Source organism: Pseudomonas sp. LBUM1655 (assembly GCF_059716085.1).
Genome location: NZ_CP166801.1, coordinates 3312956 through 3330676, shown reverse-complemented (window position 1 = coordinate 3330676; position 17721 = coordinate 3312956). Strand labels below are relative to the sequence as shown.

At 56.8% G+C, this 17721-nt stretch carries 21 protein-coding genes; 5 read left to right on the top strand and 16 right to left on the bottom strand.

What is annotated here, in order from left to right; translation table 11 throughout:
* Positions 1–47 precede the first annotated feature (47 nt).
* On the bottom strand, positions 48–3146 hold the full coding sequence (locus ACA074_RS14800; RefSeq protein ID WP_497677233.1) for a multidrug efflux RND transporter permease subunit: 3099 nt from the start codon (positions 3144–3146) through the stop codon (positions 48–50).
* Between the two features lie 15 nt (positions 3147–3161).
* Entirely contained in the window at positions 3162–4319 is a 1158-nt protein-coding gene (locus ACA074_RS14795) for an efflux RND transporter periplasmic adaptor subunit (protein WP_489879540.1), read from the bottom strand.
* Between the two features lie 293 nt (positions 4320–4612).
* Here ACA074_RS14795 and ACA074_RS14790 point away from each other — a divergent pair, with 293 nt between their 5' ends.
* Both ACA074_RS14790 and ACA074_RS14785 read left to right on the top strand, forming a co-directional pair.
* The gene (locus tag ACA074_RS14790; RefSeq protein ID WP_187678934.1) at positions 4613–5314 is read left to right on the top strand and encodes a response regulator; all 702 of its coding nucleotides are present in this window, start codon (positions 4613–4615) and stop codon (positions 5312–5314) included.
* Between the two features lie 4 nt (positions 5315–5318).
* Entirely contained in the window at positions 5319–6620 is a 1302-nt protein-coding gene (locus tag ACA074_RS14785; protein ID WP_497657372.1) for an ATP-binding protein, read from the top strand.
* Between the two features lie 31 nt (positions 6621–6651).
* Here the strand turns inward: ACA074_RS14785 and pncA are convergent, their stop codons facing one another.
* The 4 genes from pncA to ACA074_RS14765 are packed head-to-tail and all read right to left on the bottom strand — an operon-like array spanning position 6652 to position 9168.
* Positions 6652–7278, bottom strand: a complete 627-nt coding sequence (gene pncA / locus ACA074_RS14780; protein ID WP_497614117.1) for a bifunctional nicotinamidase/pyrazinamidase — start codon at positions 7276–7278, stop codon at positions 6652–6654.
* A gap of 51 nt (positions 7279–7329) precedes the next feature.
* A complete protein-coding gene (locus tag ACA074_RS14775) occupies positions 7330–8088 on the bottom strand; it encodes an anti-sigma factor family protein (RefSeq protein ID WP_497677232.1) in 759 nt (252 codons plus the stop codon).
* On the bottom strand, positions 8085–8615 hold the full coding sequence (locus ACA074_RS14770) for an RNA polymerase sigma factor (protein ID WP_497659656.1): 531 nt from the start codon (positions 8613–8615) through the stop codon (positions 8085–8087). The genes ACA074_RS14775 and ACA074_RS14770 overlap by 4 nt, the downstream gene beginning before the upstream one ends.
* A 19-nt stretch (positions 8616–8634) precedes the next feature.
* Entirely contained in the window at positions 8635–9168 is a 534-nt protein-coding gene (locus tag ACA074_RS14765) for a tetratricopeptide repeat protein (RefSeq protein WP_497677231.1), read from the bottom strand.
* Between the two features lie 159 nt (positions 9169–9327).
* Here ACA074_RS14765 and ACA074_RS14760 point away from each other — a divergent pair, with 159 nt between their 5' ends.
* Complete coding sequence (locus ACA074_RS14760; RefSeq protein ID WP_497677230.1) at positions 9328–10101, top strand: class I SAM-dependent methyltransferase; 774 nt, start codon at positions 9328–9330, stop codon at positions 10099–10101.
* Between the two features lie 61 nt (positions 10102–10162).
* Here ACA074_RS14760 and ACA074_RS14755 read toward each other — a convergent pair whose 3' ends face one another.
* The 4 genes from ACA074_RS14755 to eco form a co-directional block, all read right to left on the bottom strand.
* Entirely contained in the window at positions 10163–10498 is a 336-nt protein-coding gene (locus ACA074_RS14755) for a DUF2834 domain-containing protein (RefSeq protein WP_497679331.1), read from the bottom strand.
* Between the two features lie 232 nt (positions 10499–10730).
* On the bottom strand, positions 10731–11171 hold the full coding sequence (locus ACA074_RS14750; protein ID WP_497614114.1) for a hypothetical protein: 441 nt from the start codon (positions 11169–11171) through the stop codon (positions 10731–10733).
* 170 nt (positions 11172–11341) lie between these two features.
* Complete coding sequence (locus ACA074_RS14745; RefSeq protein WP_497677229.1) at positions 11342–11647, bottom strand: NIPSNAP family protein; 306 nt, start codon at positions 11645–11647, stop codon at positions 11342–11344.
* Between the two features lie 21 nt (positions 11648–11668).
* Positions 11669–12154, bottom strand: coding sequence for a serine protease inhibitor ecotin (eco, locus tag ACA074_RS14740; protein ID WP_497657367.1), 486 nt, complete (start codon positions 12152–12154; stop codon positions 11669–11671).
* A 371-nt stretch (positions 12155–12525) separates the two neighbouring features.
* On the opposite strand from eco, the gene ACA074_RS14735 reads away from it, so the two are divergent.
* The gene (locus ACA074_RS14735) at positions 12526–12795 is read left to right on the top strand and encodes a DUF1652 domain-containing protein (protein WP_401263948.1); all 270 of its coding nucleotides are present in this window, start codon (positions 12526–12528) and stop codon (positions 12793–12795) included.
* Here the strand turns inward: ACA074_RS14735 and ACA074_RS14730 are convergent.
* Together ACA074_RS14730 and ACA074_RS14725 are read right to left on the bottom strand one after the other, a co-directional pair.
* Complete coding sequence (locus ACA074_RS14730; protein WP_497677228.1) at positions 12792–13190, bottom strand: hypothetical protein; 399 nt, start codon at positions 13188–13190, stop codon at positions 12792–12794. The two genes, ACA074_RS14735 and ACA074_RS14730, sit on opposite strands and share 4 nt — an antisense overlap.
* A 91-nt stretch (positions 13191–13281) precedes the next feature.
* Complete coding sequence (locus ACA074_RS14725; protein WP_497614111.1) at positions 13282–13551, bottom strand: DUF2790 domain-containing protein; 270 nt, start codon at positions 13549–13551, stop codon at positions 13282–13284.
* Between the two features lie 496 nt (positions 13552–14047).
* On the opposite strand from ACA074_RS14725, the gene ACA074_RS14720 reads away from it, so the two are divergent.
* On the top strand, positions 14048–14344 hold the full coding sequence (locus tag ACA074_RS14720) for a hypothetical protein (RefSeq protein WP_497677227.1): 297 nt from the start codon (positions 14048–14050) through the stop codon (positions 14342–14344).
* A gap of 54 nt (positions 14345–14398) precedes the next feature.
* On the opposite strand, the gene ACA074_RS14715 is transcribed toward ACA074_RS14720, so the two are convergent.
* From ACA074_RS14715 to ACA074_RS14700, 4 genes are all read right to left on the bottom strand, one after another.
* Entirely contained in the window at positions 14399–14782 is a 384-nt protein-coding gene (locus ACA074_RS14715; RefSeq protein ID WP_497677226.1) for a DUF3304 domain-containing protein, read from the bottom strand.
* Between the two features lie 63 nt (positions 14783–14845).
* A complete protein-coding gene (locus ACA074_RS14710; protein ID WP_497677225.1) occupies positions 14846–15184 on the bottom strand; it encodes a DUF3304 domain-containing protein in 339 nt (112 codons plus the stop codon).
* Between the two features lie 218 nt (positions 15185–15402).
* Positions 15403–17232, bottom strand: coding sequence for a hypothetical protein (locus ACA074_RS14705; RefSeq protein WP_497677224.1), 1830 nt, complete (start codon positions 17230–17232; stop codon positions 15403–15405).
* Positions 17229–17720 carry a DUF3304 domain-containing protein gene (locus ACA074_RS14700; protein ID WP_497677223.1) on the bottom strand — a complete coding sequence of 164 codons (492 nt, stop codon included), beginning with the start codon at positions 17718–17720 and terminating at the stop codon, positions 17229–17231. The genes ACA074_RS14705 and ACA074_RS14700 overlap by 4 nt, the downstream gene beginning before the upstream one ends.
* Position 17721 lies beyond the last annotated feature (1 nt).

Genomic DNA, 17721 nt, shown 5'->3' with positions numbered 1-17721 from the left:
AGAGCGTGGGAACGATCAGATTGCAACCTGCGGCAGCTCGTACAGGGTCAGTGGGGTTTGGTGAATCTTTTTACGAGTTTCATCACGACGACGAAGAACACCGGGACGAAGATCACCGCCAAGGTTGCCGTGATCATCCCGCCGATCACTCCGGTGCCGATGGCTTGCTGGCTCGCCGAGCTGGCGCCAGTGGCAATCGCCAGCGGTACTACGCCGAGGATGAACGCCAGCGACGTCATCACGATCGGGCGCAGACGCAGGCGTGCGGCCTGCAATGTCGCGTCGATCAAGTCGTGGCCTTCGTCGTACAGGCTCTTGGCGAACTCGATGATCAGGATCGCGTTCTTCGCCGAGAGACCGATGATGGTGATAAGGCCGACCTTGAAGAACACGTCGTTGGGCATCCCGCGCAGCGTCACCGCCAGTACCGCGCCGAGCACCCCCAAAGGCACCACTAGCAACACCGAAGTCGGAATCGACCAGCTCTCATACAGCGCTGCCAGACACAGGAACACGATCAGCAGCGACAGCCCGAGCAGAATCGGTGCCTGACTACCGGACAAGCGCTCCTGCAACGACAGGCCCGTCCATTCTTGCCCCAGACCTTTCGGCCCTTGCGCAACAAGGCGTTCAACTTCGGCCATGGCTTCGCCCGTGCTGTGACCGGGCGAAGGTTCGCCGGAAATCGCAATCGCCGGGTAGCCGTTGTACCGGGTCAGTTGCGCCGGGCCCTGAATCCAGTTGGCCTGCACGAATGCCGACAGCGGCACCATTTTTCCGGCGTTGTTGCGCACGTGCATTTTCAGCAAGTCATCGACCTGACTGCGTTGATCGCCTTCAGCCTGCACCACAACCCGCTGCATGCGCCCCTGATTGGGGAAGTCGTTGATGTACGCCGAACCCACAGCGGTGGACAGCACATTGCCGATGTCGGCGAACGACACGCCCAAGGCATTGGCCTGCTTGCGGTCCACTTCCAGTTGCACCTGCGGTGCTTCGGCCAGCGCGCTTTCACGAACGTTCATCAGCACCGGGCTTTTCTCGGCGGCTGCCAGCAACTCGGTACGCGCCTGCATCAGTGTTGCGTGGCCGAGTCCGCCGCGATCCTGCAAACGGAACTCGAAACCGCTGGACGTACCGAGGCCATCCACGGGGGGCGGCAGCACGGAAAACGCCATGGCGTCCTTGATCTGGCTCAAGGCGATGTTGGCGCGGTCGGCAATCGAGCTGGCCGAGTCGTCGCTACCGCGTTGCGACCAATCCTTCAGCGTGGAGAACGCCAATGCCGCGTTTTGCCCACTACCGGAGAAGCTGAAACCCAGAATCACCACACTGTCACTGATGCCTGGCTCGCCAGCGTTATGTGCTTCAAGCTGTTCGGCCACTTGCACCGTACGGTTCTTGGTGGCGCCGGGTGGCAGTTGAATGTCAGTGATCGTGTAGCCCTGATCTTCCACCGGCAAAAACGAGGAGGGCAGACGCATGAAGCAAATACCCAGGCCAACCAGCAACACGACGTAGATCAGCAGATACCGTCCGGTACGTTTCAGCGCATAACCGACCCAACCCTGATAGCGGTTGGTCAATTGCTCGAAGCGGCGGTTGAACCAGCCGAAGAAGCCGCTTTTCTCATGATGCTCGCCTTTGGCAATTGGCTTGAGCAGCGTTGCGCACAGCGCCGGGGTCAAGGTCAGTGCGAGGAACGCCGAAAACAGAATCGACGTTGCCATCGACAACGAGAACTGCTGGTAAATGACCCCGACCGAACCCTGCATGAACGCCATCGGTATGAACACCGCCACCAGCACCAGGGTGATGCCGATGATGGCGCCGGTAATCTGCGTCATCGCCTTGCGTGTCGCTTCCTTGGGCGACAAGCCCTCGGTGGCCATGATCCGTTCGACGTTCTCCACCACGACAATGGCATCGTCCACCAGAATACCGATGGCCAGCACCATGCCGAACATGGTCAGCACGTTGATCGAGAAACCCAGCGCCAGCATGGTCGCGAACGTGCCCATCAGCGCCACCGGCACCACCAGTGTCGGGATCAGTGTGTAACGCACGTTTTGCAGGAACAGGAACATCACCGCAAACACCAGCAACATCGCTTCGCCGAGGGTATAGACCACCTTGGTGATCGAGACCTTCACGAATGGCGAGGTGTCGTATGGAATCTTGTATTCCACGCCAGGCGGAAAGTAACGCGCCAGCTCATCCATCTTCGCCCGCACCAGCGTCGCGGTGTTCAGTGCGTTGGCGCCCGGCGACAACTGCACGCCAACGGCGGTGGACGGCTTGCCATTGAGGCGAGTGCCGAATTGATATTCCTGACTGCCGATCTCGACCCGCGCCACATCTCCAATACGAACGGTGGAACCGTCCGGGTTGGCCTTGAGCACGATGTCGGCGAATTCCTGCGGCGTCGACAATTGGCCTTTGACCAGAATCGTCGCGGTGATTTCCTGCGTCGACGGCGCAGGCAGATCGCCGATGCTGCCCGCCGACACCTGGGCGTTCTGCGCGACGATGGCGGCGTTGACGTCTGCCGGGGTCAGGTTGAAACCGATGAGCTTCTGCGGATCGATCCAGATGCGCATGGCCCGTTCGGCACCATACAACTGCGCTTTGCCAACACCCTCCAGGCGCTTGATTTCGTTCATCACGTTGCGCGCCAGATAATCGCTGAGCGCTACGTCATCGAGCTTGCCGTCGCTGGACGTCAGGGTGATCAGCAACAGGAAACCAGATGAGACTTTCTCCACCTGCAAACCTTGCTGGTTCACCGCTTGCGGCAAGCGCGATTCGACCACCTTGAGGCGGTTTTGCACATCGACCTGCGCCAGTTCCGGGTTGGTTCCCGGTTGGAAAGTCGCCTTAATCGTGGCGCTGCCCAGGCTGCTTTGCGATTCGAAGTACAACAGGTGATCGGCGCCGTTGAGCTCTTCCTCGATCAGGCTGACCACGCTTTCATCGACGGTCTGCGCCGACGCGCCGGGGTACACGGCGTAGATTTCGATCTGTGGCGGCGCGACGTCGGGGTATTGCGCCACTGGCAATTGCGGGATGGCCAGCGCACCGGCCAACAGGATGAACAGTGCGACTACCCAGGCAAACACCGGGCGGTCGATAAAGAACTGCGGCATATAAAAGCGTCCTGCTTACTGACCAGAGGTCTGGGCAAGTGGAAGAGGGGTCTCGTCGATCTGTACTTTCTCGCCGGGGCGAGCGTGCTGCAGGCCTTCGATGACAATACGGTCGCCGGGTTTGAGGCCGCCAGTGACGATCCAGCGATTGTTCTGTACCGCGCCCAGTTGCACCGGTTGCTCGGCCACGCGCATCTGTTCGTCGACAGTCAACACGTTCGCCACTCCGGCACTGTCTCGCTGCACGGCGCGTTGCGGGACGGTGATGCCATTCTGGATGGTGCCCTGTTCCAGGCGCACGCGGATGAAGCTGCCGGGCAACAGGTCGAGATCCGGGTTTGGGAATTCGCTGCGCAGAATGATCTGGCCGGTGCCCGGGTCGACGGTGATGTCGCTGAACAAAAGTTTGCCCGGCAGCGGATACAGACTGCCGTCGTCCTGAATCAGCGTGGCCTTGACCTGATCCTGCCCGACTTCCTGCAATTGCCCGGAACGGAATGCGCGGCGCAATTCGTTGAGTTCGCGGGTCGACTGGGTGAGGTCGGCATAAATCGGGTTGAGTTGCTGAATCAGCGCTAACGGCGTGGTTTCGTTCTGGCCGACCAGTGCGCCTTCGGTGACTAGCGCACGGCCAATACGCCCTGAAATCGGTGCGGTGACGGTGGCATAACCCAGGTTCAGCTTCGCCCGTTCCACCGCGGCTTTGCTGGCGGCGACATCGGCGGCCGTTTGCCGTGCATTGGCGCGGGCGTTGTCGTAGTCCTGGGCGCTGATGGCCTTGTCGTCGATCAACTGGGCGTAGCGCTGCTCTTGCAACTTCGCCTGAAAGGCATTGGCCTCGGCCTTGCGCAAGGCGGCATCGGCGCTGTCCAGATCAGCCTTGAACGGTGCCGGATCGATGCGGAACAGCACGTCGCCCTTTTTCACGTCGCTGCCTTCGCGGTAGGTGCGTTGCAGCACCACGCCGGGCACCCGGGCACGCACTTCGGCAATGCGCGGCGCGGCGATGCGGCCGCTGAGTTCGCTGCTGATCGACAGGGGGCGGGCTTCGATGGTCTCGGTGCGCACGGTGGCTGGCGGCGCCTGCTCTTCGGCGTTCGAAGACGAGTCACAGGCGCTCAGCGTCAGCGCCATGGCGATCAGGCCGAGCCCGGCCAGCAGTTTGTTCGACATTTACCACCCCCAATATTGATGCCCGCATCCTACGGGCAGTTGCCGAGAGTAGCGGTGAAGCTTTGTAGGCGCTGTGTGAAATTGTGTAAGGGTTTTACTCAGGAGTGGGTGAGGGCGTATATCCTTTAGCCCTTGAAATTTATTGCGACAGTTCAATAGCTATCGCGAGCAGGCTCACTCCTACAGTGTTTGTGGCGGTCACAAAATTTGTGGCTGACATAGAACCAATGTAGGAGTGAGCCTGCTCGCGATGAGGCCCGACCAGTCGCCACAGCACTTTTTCTGGAACACCCATGCCCAACATCCTGCTGGTCGAAGACGACACCGCCCTCGCCGAACTGATTTCCAGCTACCTGGAGCGCAACGGCTATTCCGTCAGCGTGATCGGCCGTGGCGACCATGTGCGTGAACGGGCGCGGGTCAATCCGCCGGATCTGGTGATCCTCGACCTGATGTTGCCGGGGCTTGATGGCCTGCAAGTCTGCCGTTTGCTGCGTGCCGACTCGGCGACGCTGCCGATCCTGATGCTCACCGCTCGCGATGACAGCCACGATCAGGTGCTGGGCCTGGAAATGGGCGCTGACGATTACGTCACCAAACCCTGCGAACCGCGCGTGTTGCTTGCACGGGTGCGTACTTTGCTGCGCCGCAGCAGCCTGGGCGAACCGTTGACGGTCAACGACCGCATCGTCATGGGCAACCTTTGCATCGATTTGTCCGAACGCACCGTGAGCTGGCGCGATCAGCCGGTCGAGTTGTCCAGCGGCGAGTACAACTTGCTGGTGGTATTGGCGCGACACGCCGGCGAAGTGCTCAGCCGCGACCAGATTCTGCAACGCCTGCGTGGCATCGAATTCAACGGCACTGACCGTTCGGTGGATGTGGCGATTTCCAAGCTGCGGCGCAAGTTCGATGACCATGCTGGCGAGGCGCGCAAGATCAAGACGGTGTGGGGCAAGGGTTATCTGTTCAGCCGTTCCGAATGGGAATGCTGATCTGATGTTTCGCATCCTGTTTCGTCTGTATCTGGTGACGATTGTCTCGTACAGCGCGGCCATCTATCTGGTGCCGGATCTGGTGGTCATGGCTTTCCGGGAGCGCTTTGTCACCTACAACCTCGACTACTCCCGTGGCCTGCAATCGCTGATCACCAAACAGTTTCACGCCGTGCCGCAGGAACAATGGCCCGCCGTTGCAGCGTCGATGGACAAGGACTTCCAGCCGCTGCAGATCGTGCTGGCGCGCATCGACGATGCCGACTTCACCGCCATTGAACGTGAGCGACTGCGGCGTGGCGAGAACGTGGTGCGCATCGGCGATTGGGGCTGGCGCACACTCGCGGTCACGCCGCTGGACGACACCATGGCGGTGCAAATGGTGGTGCCGCCCGACCCGATGGACGTCGATCTGTTGTACTGGAGCATCAACGTCTTGATCGGCGCAACGCTGCTCGCCTGTCTGTTGATGTGGCTGCGTCCACACTGGCGCGATCTGGAGCGCCTCAAGGGCACTGCCGAGCGTTTTGGTAAAGGTCATCTGAGCGAACGCACGAATATCGCCTCGAGTTCGAACATCGGCAGCCTGGCCAATGTGTTCGACACCATGGCCGGTGACATCGAGAACCTGCTCAACCAACAGCGCGACCTGCTCAATGCGGTCTCCCACGAATTGCGCACGCCGTTGACGCGCCTGGATTTCGGCCTGGCGCTGGCGCTGTCCGATGACTTGCCGGCAGCGAGCCGTGAGCGTTTGCAAGGGTTGGTCGCACATATTCGTGAGCTGGATGAATTGGTACTGGAATTGCTGTCTTACAGCCGCTTGCAGAACCCTGCGCAGTGTCCGGAGCAGGTCGAAGTGTCGCTGGACGAATTCATCGACAGTATTCTGGGCAGCGTCGACGAGGAACTGGAGTCGCCGGATATCGTCATTGATGTGCTGCTGCACGGACAGCTCGAGCGCTTCTCGCTTGATCCGCGACTGACTGCCCGGGCGATCCAGAATCTGGTGCGTAATGCCATGCGGTACTGCGAAAAGCGCATTCAGATCGGCGTACAGGTTTGCGCAAAAGGTTGCGAGATCTGGGTGGATGACGACGGCATCGGCATTCCCGACGATGAACGCGAGCGGATTTTCGAGCCGTTCTATCGACTTGATCGCAGCCGTGATCGGGCGACAGGTGGGTTCGGCCTTGGACTGGCCATCAGTCGTCGGGCACTGGAAGCGCAGGGCGGGACTTTGACGGTCGAGTCTTCTCCGCTGGGGGGCGCGCGATTCCGACTGTGGCTGCCAACGTCAGTCTGACGGCCGCTCGCCACAGGGGAATGGTCGCCGATCAGCTGATTTCAGTGGATTGAATCAACCCGACCCCTGCGCCCTGCATCCGGTCCATCGCCGCCGCCAGTGATCCATCCAGATCAATCGCCCGGCAGGCATCTAGTACGACAAACGTATTGAACCCCGCCGCCCGCGCATCCAGAGCGGAAAACATCACGCAGAAATCCAATGCCAGACCGACCATGTAGACCGTATCTATGCCGCGCTCTTTCAAGTAACCGGCCAGTCCGGTGGTGGTGCGCCGATCGGCCTCCAGAAACGCAGAATAGCTGTCGATGTCGGGATTGCAGCCCTTGCGGATGATCAACTGGGCGTGGGGCAGATCCAGCTCCGGGTGAAACTGGGCACCGGGAGTGGCTTGCACACAATGGTCGGGCCAAAGTGTCTGTGCACCGTAAGGCAGTTGAATGACATCGAAGGGTTGACGGCCGGGGTGGCTGGAAGCGAAAGAGACATGTCCCTTCGGGTGCCAGTCCTGGGCAATTAATACCTGTTTGAAGTGGCCGGCAATGCGATTGATCAGCGGCACAATCTGGTCGCCTTCAGGCACCGGCAATTGACCGCCGGGAATGAAGTCGTTCTGAACGTCGATCACCAGTAATGCAGTGCGAGACGAAATCGGCATCGGTGGAATACTCCTTGGAAGATTACTTTTCCAGCATAGAAGTGGTTTTTCTCATACGGCTAAACGACTTCTCAACAAATTTGCCTTTTCTTCGAGCCCTGCGGCGGTGTCATGGCCGATCAACATCCATGCATGCTCTCGCTCGGTCCAATACACCACATTCATCCCTTGCCGGCGTTCGTGCGCCAAAGGTTGACTGCCGCTGTTCGAACGCCTGACGCACAGCGCCAATGGCCCATTTTTCGCGTCCAGATACACGATCTGCGCAATCGGTACGCCGTCGTACTCAAGCATTTGCGCGCGCTTGAATTCGGCGCCCGGCAGTTTCAGCGCGGCAGCGGAAAGATTCAGGCCAAGGCGTGCGTCGACGCTGCGTAACTGTGCGCGCTGTGTAACGTCGTCAGTGGGCAAATGCTCCAGTGTCTGCGGCACATACAGCGCCATATAGTCGCCAACCAACCCACGCCAGTTGTGTGATTGCTGCGCCTGCCAGCCGAGCAACAATCGGTCCGCCAGCACCCCGCCAGCCACCAACGTGGCTGCTGTGGCACCGATAAACCAGCGGCGACTCAGCCCCGGCTTTTGTGGCGAAGGAATGGCATCCAGGCGTGCTTGCAGACGATCCAGCGGCGCTTGTTGCGCCAGTTCATCGTAGGCGTTCTTGAACGGCAGGCTGCTGCGGCTCAACCACTGCGCGCGCAGGTTGAGCAGCGGGTCGTCAGCGATTGCGTTGTCGAGTCGGCGGCGATAATCCGGGTCGAGCTCATCGTCCAGATAGGCCACCAGTTGCTCGTCCGAAGGTGTATTCATGAGCGGTCTCCTTCGGTAGGTTTCGGCACGGATTGCAGCGGCGGATATTCGGCGAGTTTGAGGCGGGCGGTGGCCAGACGACTCATCAAGGTGCCGATCGGCACCTGCAGAATCTCCGCGACTTCGCGATAGGACAGGCCCTCGACATACGCCAGGTACACGGTTTCACGCTGAATTTCAGGCAGCGCATCGACCCGACGAATTACTTGCGCCGCCATGACGTGCGTCTGCGCCGCGTGCTCACCGTCGAACGCCAGTTGCCCATCGGCATCGACCTGACCGGTACCGTGGCGCACGCGGCGAGCGCGCACTTCATTGAGCCAGATCGAATGCAGAATGCTCAGCAGCCAACGATCCATGCGCGTGCCGGTCGCGTACTGCGCAGAACGCTCCAGCGCCCGCACGCACGTGGCCTGCACGAGATCCTCGGCCACGTGTCGATTGCGCGACAGCAGCAAACCGTAGCGCCACAATCGCGCCAGATGCTGGCCGAGTTCTGCTCTGAATGCCTGATCGCTGACGATGATCGCCTCCGTTGATTGATGCTCAGGTTTTCGATGAATCGTTGATGGCTTCAGCCAAATCCTGGTACTCCTCGCAGGACGTGCCGCAAATCGATTTGATCTGCTGTAACTGTTCCTGCGCCAGGTCGACGCGGCCTTTGATCACATAGGCCTCGCCGAGGTATTCGCGCACTTGCGCATACTGCGGATCGAGTTTCACCGATTGCACGTAATAGCTGATGCCTTCGTCGGTACGGCCCAGTTTGCGCGTGGCATATCCGCGATAGTTCAGGGCCTTGGCGGTGTTCGGTTGTTGCAGGGTATCGAGCAGCGCCAGCGCTTCGTCGTAGCGACCGTCCTTGGCGAGGCGATAGGCGTAGTCAGCACGATCAGCGTCGGGCAACAGGCTGCTGGTTTGCAATACGCACTTCTGCGTTTTGCTGTCCCAGACCTGGCCTTTGGGGCATTCGGGCTTCTTGACCGGCTCGTCTTCATCACCATTGGCAAACGCCAAATGGCTGGACAGGGCAGCGGCCAGCAGCAACGGGGCGGCGAACATAACGGAACGGATAGTCATGGGCAAGGCTCCACAGAGGGTTATGTCTGACTTTGAACACCACAGGGTGAAATTTTATTCATTGCTTTGTCAGTGACTGTTCAAGGTAGGCGTAAATTCAAGCGCTATGCTCGTGGGCATCCGCCGTTGATCCGAAGCTTTGCCGCAAGGGGAGTTGCCATGAAAGATCAGGTCCATCACTCAGCCGCCGCCGGCTATAAAACCGCTGCCGATACCTACGTCAAAGGACGGCCGGATTACCCGCCGCAGGTCAGCGAATGGCTGACCGCCACATTGGGTCTGGATGGTCATAAAACCGTGATTGATCTGGGCGCTGGCACTGGCAAGTTTACCGGGCGGCTGGTGGCGACCGGCGCGCAAGTGATTGCCGTGGAACCGGTGGCCCAGATGCTGGAAAAACTCTCTGATGCCTGGCCGCAGGTACTGGCGGTGAGCGGGACGGCAACGGACTTGCCGTTGCCCGATGCTTCAGTGGACGTGGTGGTCTGCGCCCAGGCGTTTCACTGGTTCGCCAGCACTGAGGCGCTGACCGAAATCGCCCGAGTGCTCAAATCCGGGGGCAAGTTGGCGCTGATCTGGAACCTGCGCGATACCCAAGTCAATTGGGTGCCGAAACTCGATGCAATCGTCAATGCACTGGAGGGCGACACGCCGCGCTATTACACCGGTGCCTGGCGGGCGGCGTTTCCGCATCCGGCGTTCGGCGCGTTGCAACTCCAGCAGTTTCACCATGGCCACACCGGATCGCCGGAAGATGTGATTTTCAATCGAGTGCGCTCCACCAGTTTTATCGCCGCGTTGCCGGACGCGCAGCGGACGCAGGTCGATGAGCAGATTCGCGCGCTGATCAACTCCGAGCCAGAGCTACGCGGTAAAGATGTGGTGACAGTACCTTACGAAACCGCAGCCTTCTTCGCCGTAAAACTTGGCTGAGTCTCCCTGTGGGAGCGAGCTTGCTCGCGAAGGCGGATTCAGCATCTACACAACATCCGGATCAGCTCAACCGAGGCGCATCGACAACTTTCTTCCGCTCCCGAACCCCACGAACCACCAGATACAACAACAGCCCAACCGACACAAAAACCGCCGTCAGCAACAAATAAGGCACTACCGACCACACAGTCTTCCCGCGCGCCTTGGCATACTTGACCATCCACACCCCGGCCAGTGTCGCCAGCAAATAAAGATCAATCACCACCTGCGCAGTATCCGGGCGCGACATCAGACTGATCCCGAAGTCGATCAGCGACTGCTCGGCCTGAAGCATCACCGAAACGGTATAACCAGCAAAAGCGAGCAAAGCCGTGAGGGGCAGGGCAATAGGCATCATGCATTCGTTCCTTGAAGTGATGAGCAGAATCGCCAGCCTACCTTTGTCGCGCGGAATTGGCCATTGAAGCGCGAGCACCGCTCGGGCTAATTTCCAGCCCATGACTTCCACCGTATTGCGCTGCCAGCCAAGCATTATTACCGCCATTCCTCATTTGGCGGGCTAGCTCACGACTGCAGCACCCAACCCGCCCTAGAGGCGGGTTTTCATTTGCAGCGGTGCCGATGTAATTTCAGGCCTGTTCAGTCAGATTGAATTGGCCATTGGTGATCCTGACTTGCTTGTCTTGGTATTTGCCGGTGAATGAAACAGTGCCCTCCAGCCGCTTATTGTCAGGCGACGGCACAGTTTTCAGCGTGACCTCGCCGCTTATGGATAGATACGCCTCAATATTACCGGACCTCTGAATGCCATAACTTGCCCAAACTTCTCCCTCACCAATCTTATAGATTCCTGGCGCCACGCCCTCGGCGACGAAGACACTCAGGTGTACCTGCACCGGATCAAATGGGTCTGAGGAGATGTCCTGAGTACCGAAACCTTGCCAATGTGGAGTCGGTATTGAAGAAAGCCTGTCGATTATTTTCGTATTGTCTGCACTGAACAAAGGACGTTCGCCCCCATTTACGTCGGCAGTAAATACATTGGCAGTGTTTGATTTTGAAAGGCTCATCGCAATGCTCCTGATGCATGAACACGGTGGGAGTGAATTCCCGGTGAATGCTCAAACTACGGCATCAGGATGAGTTGCATAACTGTCAGAGTTGACAGGTATAACCAGGTTGGCAATCGCTATTTGATCAAGCTGTATTCGTCGCGCTGCTGCTTGCTGCGTGATGGCGATCAGGGCAGCAATGGGCGCAGGAAACTGCGCTCGTAGCTGATGATGAACTTCTTCTCGACCAGTGATTTCACCAACGCGGTGCTCTCCGGATCGGTCATCGCGATGTGCCGATAGCTTTCGTAATCGGCCAGCGACGGAAAACTGAACAGACAATAAGCGATATTGCTCGCGCCCTCGGACGGCAGAAAGTAGCCGTGATGGGTACCGCCCAAGCGTTCGACAATGCCGAGCCAGGCCTTGGCGTAGGCCTCGAACTCGGTCAACTGGTAAGGATCGATCACGTATCTGACGTGGCAGGTAATCACGGATGACGCTCCTTGCTCAGATCATTCCTGAAGGGCAGTGCCGACTTTGTCCGAGGCGGACCAGATGCGATAACGCACTTCGACGTCCGACGGAGCATAAACCACCACTGGCAACTTGCTGTTGTACCGCAGCATGAAGCCATCCCCGACCACGGGCACGAACGCGCGCTTCTTCTGGGAGCCGGGCGGGCAGGCCATCTTCGTGCTCATCGGGCCGATGACTGTTTCCAGTCGGTAGAACGAGTAACCCCAGCCTTCGAGGTTCTTCTCATCCAGCATGCCGCCCAGACGTTGGCGGTTGCAATCGACTTCGAGGGTTTTGCCAGCGAGGATCTCGACTTGAAAGTTCTCTTCCTGATCCTGCTTGGGCAGATGAATGACCTGACGAGTGAAACCGGCTTCAGCCTTTGGATACGGCGCAACATCTTCCAGTTTGGCCGCGTGGGCGAGGGAGGACAGGCTGGCAACGATCAGGCCGGTGGTCGCGTAAGTACGGAAAGAACCCATGGAAGCCTCCTTGCGGGTGTAGTGTGGATTGAGGGGCATTCTTACCCCCACGCGCGTCGAATGCAAACCGACGCCGAGTTGCAATTTGCAGGGCCTGGAAGTCTTTTTCTTGCATTTTGCAACTGGCCAAATGCTGGCCTCATCGCCAAGTGCTTGATTTTACGAGGGTCAAAACGATCCGATGGAAGGCACGCTTTATGCGTCTGTTTGGTGCAGCGCACCGGGTTCGGGCGCCTACACTCCAAAAGGCATTTCGCAGTACAACCGCTTGCCGCACCAGGGAAACAGCGGGGACACACCCGTGCAGGGGCAGCAAAAGCGGTCAACGTGAAGCGTTGATTGGCAGTTTCATTTAGTAGGAGAGGTTCACCATGTTTCTGTCTGCCTTGGAACTACGCAATATCATTGAAAGCAGCTTTCTGCCAAAACGCTGCCAATGCACGCTGTCGCCAGACTTGTCGATGACCGTCAAGGTTTTCGGCGATCACCAGACCGACCAGGTCGATTTATTGGTTAGCGGCATTGATGCCAGTCATTTGAACGGCTGTCGCGAAATCAACGAACTGATCGCCGGGCTACGCTCGGACCTGGAGCGACAGGCGACGCCACATCACTACAGTCCACGATCCAGAGCCGTTTAACGCACCGTTTCACCCAGTTCGACCGTCACGCGCCGGGCCTGCACGAAGCCAAGGCCCAGCGCGAACTCGACCAGCACCGCGAGCAGAATCCCGGGGCCGGCGTGACCGTTGAGCCATTCTGCAAAACCCAGCACCGCCAAACCAAAACAGCCAACGATAAACCCATTGCTTAGCGCGTTGCGCCCAAGCGATGGCGGCGCGCTGCGCACCAGATAAAACATCAGCCCCAGCGCCGCAAACAGCACCGCACTGCGCCGTGCGACAAAACCGGCTGAGTCGGAATATTCGATGCTCCAGATCGCCAGCAACACGTCGGGGAAAAAGCCCCAGACCAACGCCAAGAGAAAACACAACGAAGAAGTTAGAGTCGACAACGTGCGAAACGACAACTGCATGGCGAATCCTTGCGGCAGTGAGGAAGGCCCCCGAGCATAACCCCGCGAAACACTCCCCGCCTACCGCAAAGCCGCAAATCAGAGCTTTCCGTCAGTTCTGATAACTGCAAGCGTCAGACAACTTCCGATAACTGATTTCCGCAGGCTTGCCGTTGTTATCGATGTACTTCATGTCGGCAGTGATCACCTTGCAATCCAGAGTGGGCGGCTCAGTCAACGAAACGACCTTCGCCACATGCAGCGGCATGCCGTACTCATAAGGCACAGCGTTGGACGTGGCAGACGAGTCATTGGCCTGGGCGAGCCCAGCGAACGCGGTGCAGGCGAGGGCAGTGGTGAGCAGGAAAGGACGAATATTCATGAAAGGACTCCCGTGTGACGGTTCTAGAGTTCGGCGTGATTCAGCCAAACCTGCCGCACTGGGCGTCAGCCAATAGCGCTGAGGGCGTGCGGTTCAGTAGAGTTTTTGACCGCAGCGTTAAGTGATGGTTAACCGGGCTGAACACCGGCTGTCAGGGAGTGGGTCGATTTCCTGCGGACGCAGGCCGGATTCCTACAAGGACAGATGCCTTGTCTGCTTTCGACGGCTGGAGTGGGGCGGTTATGGTTTCGCGTCGCTGCAAAATCAGCGATTCGGGTTTGGTCACCTGAGCGTTCACCCCATTGCAAATGTGCCATCATTTGCGCTGCGGACATCTATGTCCTCGCAGTGCTCTGTTGTGGCGGCTGTGTGCAGGATCGCTTTCGAGCGAGCTGAGTTGGGGTTATCTCGGTTGACCAAGCCTGTATACAGTCCGCCTCCCATTGTTTGGTCACAGTGCCGGCGGTTACTTTTGCCCCATTATGAGTAATCACCCATGTCTATCATTAATCCGCTCCCCAATCGCTACATCCCCCTCAACAGCGGCGTCACCGAAAGCGCACCCCTGGTCATCGACACAGAAGCCAACCCCAAAGACATCCTCGAAGCCGCCGTCCAGCGCGTCCGCGCATCAGCCGATCTCCTCGAAACCCTGCACTGCCTCTGCTTCAAGCACGCCGACGTGCAGGACATTCCACACATTACCCATGCGCTGTACCTGCTGACGCAGGATGGCAATGACTTGCTGCAGGTGGCGCAGCAGCAGATGTTGAATTGGAAGGCGCCGGTTTGATGGGGTAATTGCAGTGATATAGACACGGGTAGGGAGTGAGACTCGGCCCGTGTGTTAACGCATCAAAGCTTCCGTTGGGCGAGGTAGCGTATCCAGCGTCGTGGCTGCCCACACCAACTCAATCCGATTGTTCGGGAAGAAGTAGACATGCAACGTGTCGTCTCCCGGGCTTCGTTCAGGCAAAGCCACTTGAGTTTCGTGCCTTTCAATTTTCATTCCCTGATTTTCTTGAGCTTGAGACATGCTCAGAATCCAGACAACTTTTGCAGATTCACCGCTTATGCTCCAACAGCAAGTTACACCTCCGTTACCACCCCAATGGTCGTTAACCCAATAACTCCCGATAGGTCGGTCCGTGTAGTTGTGAGAGGTGAGTGCTGCACCTGGCGTACGGACTTGATCATGAATAAAGGGGATCGAAAAGGCCGCCAGCAGCATCAGCCACGCTGACCAATATTTTTGTACGAAGCCACTGTTGGGGTTTCGCTAAATCACGAACTCTCATTGCGCCCCTATGCTTCCAGCATTTTTCTTGGATGGTCGCGTTTCAAAAGGGCTAAAAAGATCCGGACTCCAGCCCAGACGTACGTTATTGCCGGGATCGAACCGAACGTGCAGATACTGGTCTCCTGATTGACGCTTTGGTAACGGAAGCTCAATCTCATGACGCTCTTCTACTGCACCTTGTAATTGCTGTTGCCGAGTCATGTCCAAGATCCAGGTGACTTTGGCAGTCTCACCTCCGAAGCGAGTGCAGCACATGATTCCTCCGCCACTCATGGAGTATAAATTCCCACCCCAAAAATCGTTGACCCAGAAGCTAAATATCGGGCGATCCATATAATTTTCCGAGGTCATCATTGCACCTGGAGTGCGAAGCAGGCCGAGTATTTTCGGGGCGGCGTAGCAAAGCAGTAAGGCCAACACAGCTAGGGCTATTCGTCTCCTTCGCCATGTTCGTTTTCGGCGTGCGTCCGCAGCAATATCTATCAAACGAATGAAATCCAAACTAGAAGATCAAGTTCCAGGCCTTGAGCACGCACTGAATCTGCATGCATTTAAGTTGACGTACTTGAAGGCGCTGCTGAAGGTTTTCTCATCATCTGTTCTAGATAGTCGGGTGCCATGCCTTTGGTTTTGTTCAGGCTCGGCATGTCGAACTCTCGAACGAGGAAGTACTTAGGTAGAGGAGCGCCTGCGCTTTGAGGTATTTGCTGGATCATGTACTGGTCGTTTACGTAATACTCAAGGAGATCTTCTACGTCGAAGCTGAGACTTTTGGCTACAGGAGCGAACCACTCGTCCAGCAGCGCTTTGATTGGGGCGGAAGGGAAACTGGTTTTCAACCTCCAAGCTTCTCTGTCTACGTCCTCCAGCCAGCTAAGTTCGGCACGAAGGGCAGCCTTACCTTGTTGTGTTTGCTTGAGCGCTTGATCGCGTTTAGCAGCTTGAGCATCGCTTTCGCTGCTCATTCCAAGCGCGCGTGCGATAGAGCCTTGTTTGCCGAGGATGGGGCGTTGAAGTCGCTCTTCCTCATCGTCGTAGGCTTTGTGTTGCCCACGATAAAGCTCCCATAGACCACGCAAACGTTGGATATATAAACGTCGGTGAGCAAGAAAGGCTTCCGCAGATAGTTTTTTATTGCCAGCTTTATTCATGTAATTATTACTGGCCCCGATGGCGCTAATGCCATTTATATGATCATTCAAAGTAAATAGTTTTGCGACGCGAAGGTCGATTTTTCTTAATTCATCGAGAGTGGGAAATGGCACTCCGGCACGAAGCGACGCTTGGTACATTTCGTGAAGGCTTGCTAAGTGGAGTTCAGTGCTACGTGGTACGTCGTCCTTTCTCAAACCTCCACCAACATCATAAGATGTGCCCGGAACTAAACGCTCTTCCCATTTTGGAGTTGATGGACCAGTCCCAATCAATCTCGAACGCCTAGAGTCTTGACATTCATGAGCCGCGACGAGATGAAGAGCAGATCTTACTGGGCCCGGCAGACACTCTCCGTCATCGACAACGTTTACAAAAGGAATCAAGTATTCGAGGATGATGGAGTTTTCACCACTGCGATCCACTGAGTCGAAGAGACCGGCGAAATTAACTTCAAGCTTTGCGCCTTTAAAGTTTGTTGTCGCGGGATCACATTCTTCAAATAGCTTGTGAGCAAAAGCCCGAGCTAGTGTTGCGCCAAAATCAAAGCCATAAACAGAAATCGAAATGCGTTTTACCGGTGCGCCGGATTTACCTTTGATATTGGTTAATGCTTCTTCCAAAACTTTGAATGCGGCTTCGAGTCTTGTATCAACGCCGGTTTTGAAGAAGGTTGCTGCAGCTTCGTTATCGCGAGTAACTCCAAAAATATCCAGTGTTGCTGGAGCCACGGCTTTGGCAATACTCGATACAAAACTTCCAGCTTTCAAATTGCTGATCGCGCTTTCCCACCACTTTTTACCCGTAATAACATCCTTTACAGCGTCCAGTGGGCTGTTTTTTATTGTGTCTTCAGGTGATTTTATGGCGCTGTCTTTGGCTCTGTTTAGCGCACCGTCTAACCCCGTATTGCTCAGTTCAGCACCGCCGCCTAAGGTTTCGTCGAATTTTGAACCTAAGCCAGATATGTAAAATTTCCGATAGTGCGCGCTAGGCTGCTCAGTTGATCTAACGTGGGTGATGGCGTACGCAAGAAATAATCGTGCCACATTAGTTAAACGGTTTTCCTTAAGGTCATCCATCAAGTTTCGACTAAACCCGTCAAAAAAAAATCCAACATGAAGTGTGGATTCACAGGGCAAAACCGGATTCTTTTCGCTGCCGACTGTGTTAGCGCATGTCTTCGAGCTAATCGATTGAGCTCGATCCAGATTGGTTGTGCCGGTCATTGTAAACGTCCTTGTTCGGTAATCGGTCCAGATATTGGATCAGCATTAAAAGGGCTGTCGAGATTTGGGCTCCATTTTATTTCCACTACGTTCCCAGGAAGAAAACGCACATGGAGATAACGATCAATTCGACGCTGTTCTGGTAGCGTCAACGTTGTCTCATGCGTTTCTTCCTTTAGACCTCGCTCTGATTGTTCCTCTGTAATGCTTAGGATCCAAGACACCTTCACGGTGGGGCCTTTGATAGCTTGGCAGCACGTAATGCCACCGCTACCCATCGCTGCTAAATTTCCACCCCAAAAATCATTCACCCAAAAACTAAAGATGGGTCTCTCCATATAGTTTTCAGACGTCAACATCGCACCCGGCGTACGAAATTGGTTATAGAGATACGATCCAACGAAAGGCAGCAGTAAAACGAATACCCCGATGACAAGGTTGCGGCGACGCCAGGTTTTTTGCCGCTTAGTATCCATGTTCACGGTCATT

Excerpts from the sequence above, each read along its gene's own strand:
- ACA074_RS14800 (WP_497677233.1), bottom strand. The coding sequence starts at position 3,146 with ATGCCGCAGTTCTTTATCGACCGCCCGGTGTTTGCCTGGGTAGTCGCA.
- ACA074_RS14795 (WP_489879540.1), bottom strand. The coding sequence starts at position 4,319 with ATGTCGAACAAACTGCTGGCCGGGCTCGGCCTGATCGCCATGGCGCTG.
- ACA074_RS14790 (WP_187678934.1), top strand. The coding sequence starts at position 4,613 with ATGCCCAACATCCTGCTGGTCGAAGACGACACCGCCCTCGCCGAACTG.
- ACA074_RS14785 (WP_497657372.1), top strand. The coding sequence starts at position 5,319 with ATGTTTCGCATCCTGTTTCGTCTGTATCTGGTGACGATTGTCTCGTAC.
- pncA (WP_497614117.1), bottom strand. The coding sequence starts at position 7,278 with ATGCCGATTTCGTCTCGCACTGCATTACTGGTGATCGACGTTCAGAAC.
- ACA074_RS14775 (WP_497677232.1), bottom strand. The coding sequence starts at position 8,088 with ATGAATACACCTTCGGACGAGCAACTGGTGGCCTATCTGGACGATGAG.
- ACA074_RS14765 (WP_497677231.1), bottom strand. The coding sequence starts at position 9,168 with ATGACTATCCGTTCCGTTATGTTCGCCGCCCCGTTGCTGCTGGCCGCT.
- ACA074_RS14760 (WP_497677230.1), top strand. The coding sequence starts at position 9,328 with ATGAAAGATCAGGTCCATCACTCAGCCGCCGCCGGCTATAAAACCGCT.
- ACA074_RS14755 (WP_497679331.1), bottom strand. The coding sequence starts at position 10,498 with ATGATGCCTATTGCCCTGCCCCTCACGGCTTTGCTCGCTTTTGCTGGT.
- ACA074_RS14750 (WP_497614114.1), bottom strand. The coding sequence starts at position 11,171 with ATGAGCCTTTCAAAATCAAACACTGCCAATGTATTTACTGCCGACGTA.
- eco (WP_497657367.1), bottom strand. The coding sequence starts at position 12,154 with ATGGGTTCTTTCCGTACTTACGCGACCACCGGCCTGATCGTTGCCAGC.
- ACA074_RS14735 (WP_401263948.1), top strand. The coding sequence starts at position 12,526 with ATGTTTCTGTCTGCCTTGGAACTACGCAATATCATTGAAAGCAGCTTT.
- ACA074_RS14730 (WP_497677228.1), bottom strand. The coding sequence starts at position 13,190 with ATGCAGTTGTCGTTTCGCACGTTGTCGACTCTAACTTCTTCGTTGTGT.
- ACA074_RS14725 (WP_497614111.1), bottom strand. The coding sequence starts at position 13,551 with ATGAATATTCGTCCTTTCCTGCTCACCACTGCCCTCGCCTGCACCGCG.
- ACA074_RS14720 (WP_497677227.1), top strand. The coding sequence starts at position 14,048 with ATGTCTATCATTAATCCGCTCCCCAATCGCTACATCCCCCTCAACAGC.
- ACA074_RS14715 (WP_497677226.1), bottom strand. The coding sequence starts at position 14,782 with ATGCTGCTGGCGGCCTTTTCGATCCCCTTTATTCATGATCAAGTCCGT.
- ACA074_RS14710 (WP_497677225.1), bottom strand. The coding sequence starts at position 15,184 with ATGGATCGCCCGATATTTAGCTTCTGGGTCAACGATTTTTGGGGTGGG.
- ACA074_RS14705 (WP_497677224.1), bottom strand. The coding sequence starts at position 17,232 with ATGACCGGCACAACCAATCTGGATCGAGCTCAATCGATTAGCTCGAAG.
- ACA074_RS14700 (WP_497677223.1), bottom strand. The coding sequence starts at position 17,720 with ATGACCGTGAACATGGATACTAAGCGGCAAAAAACCTGGCGTCGCCGC.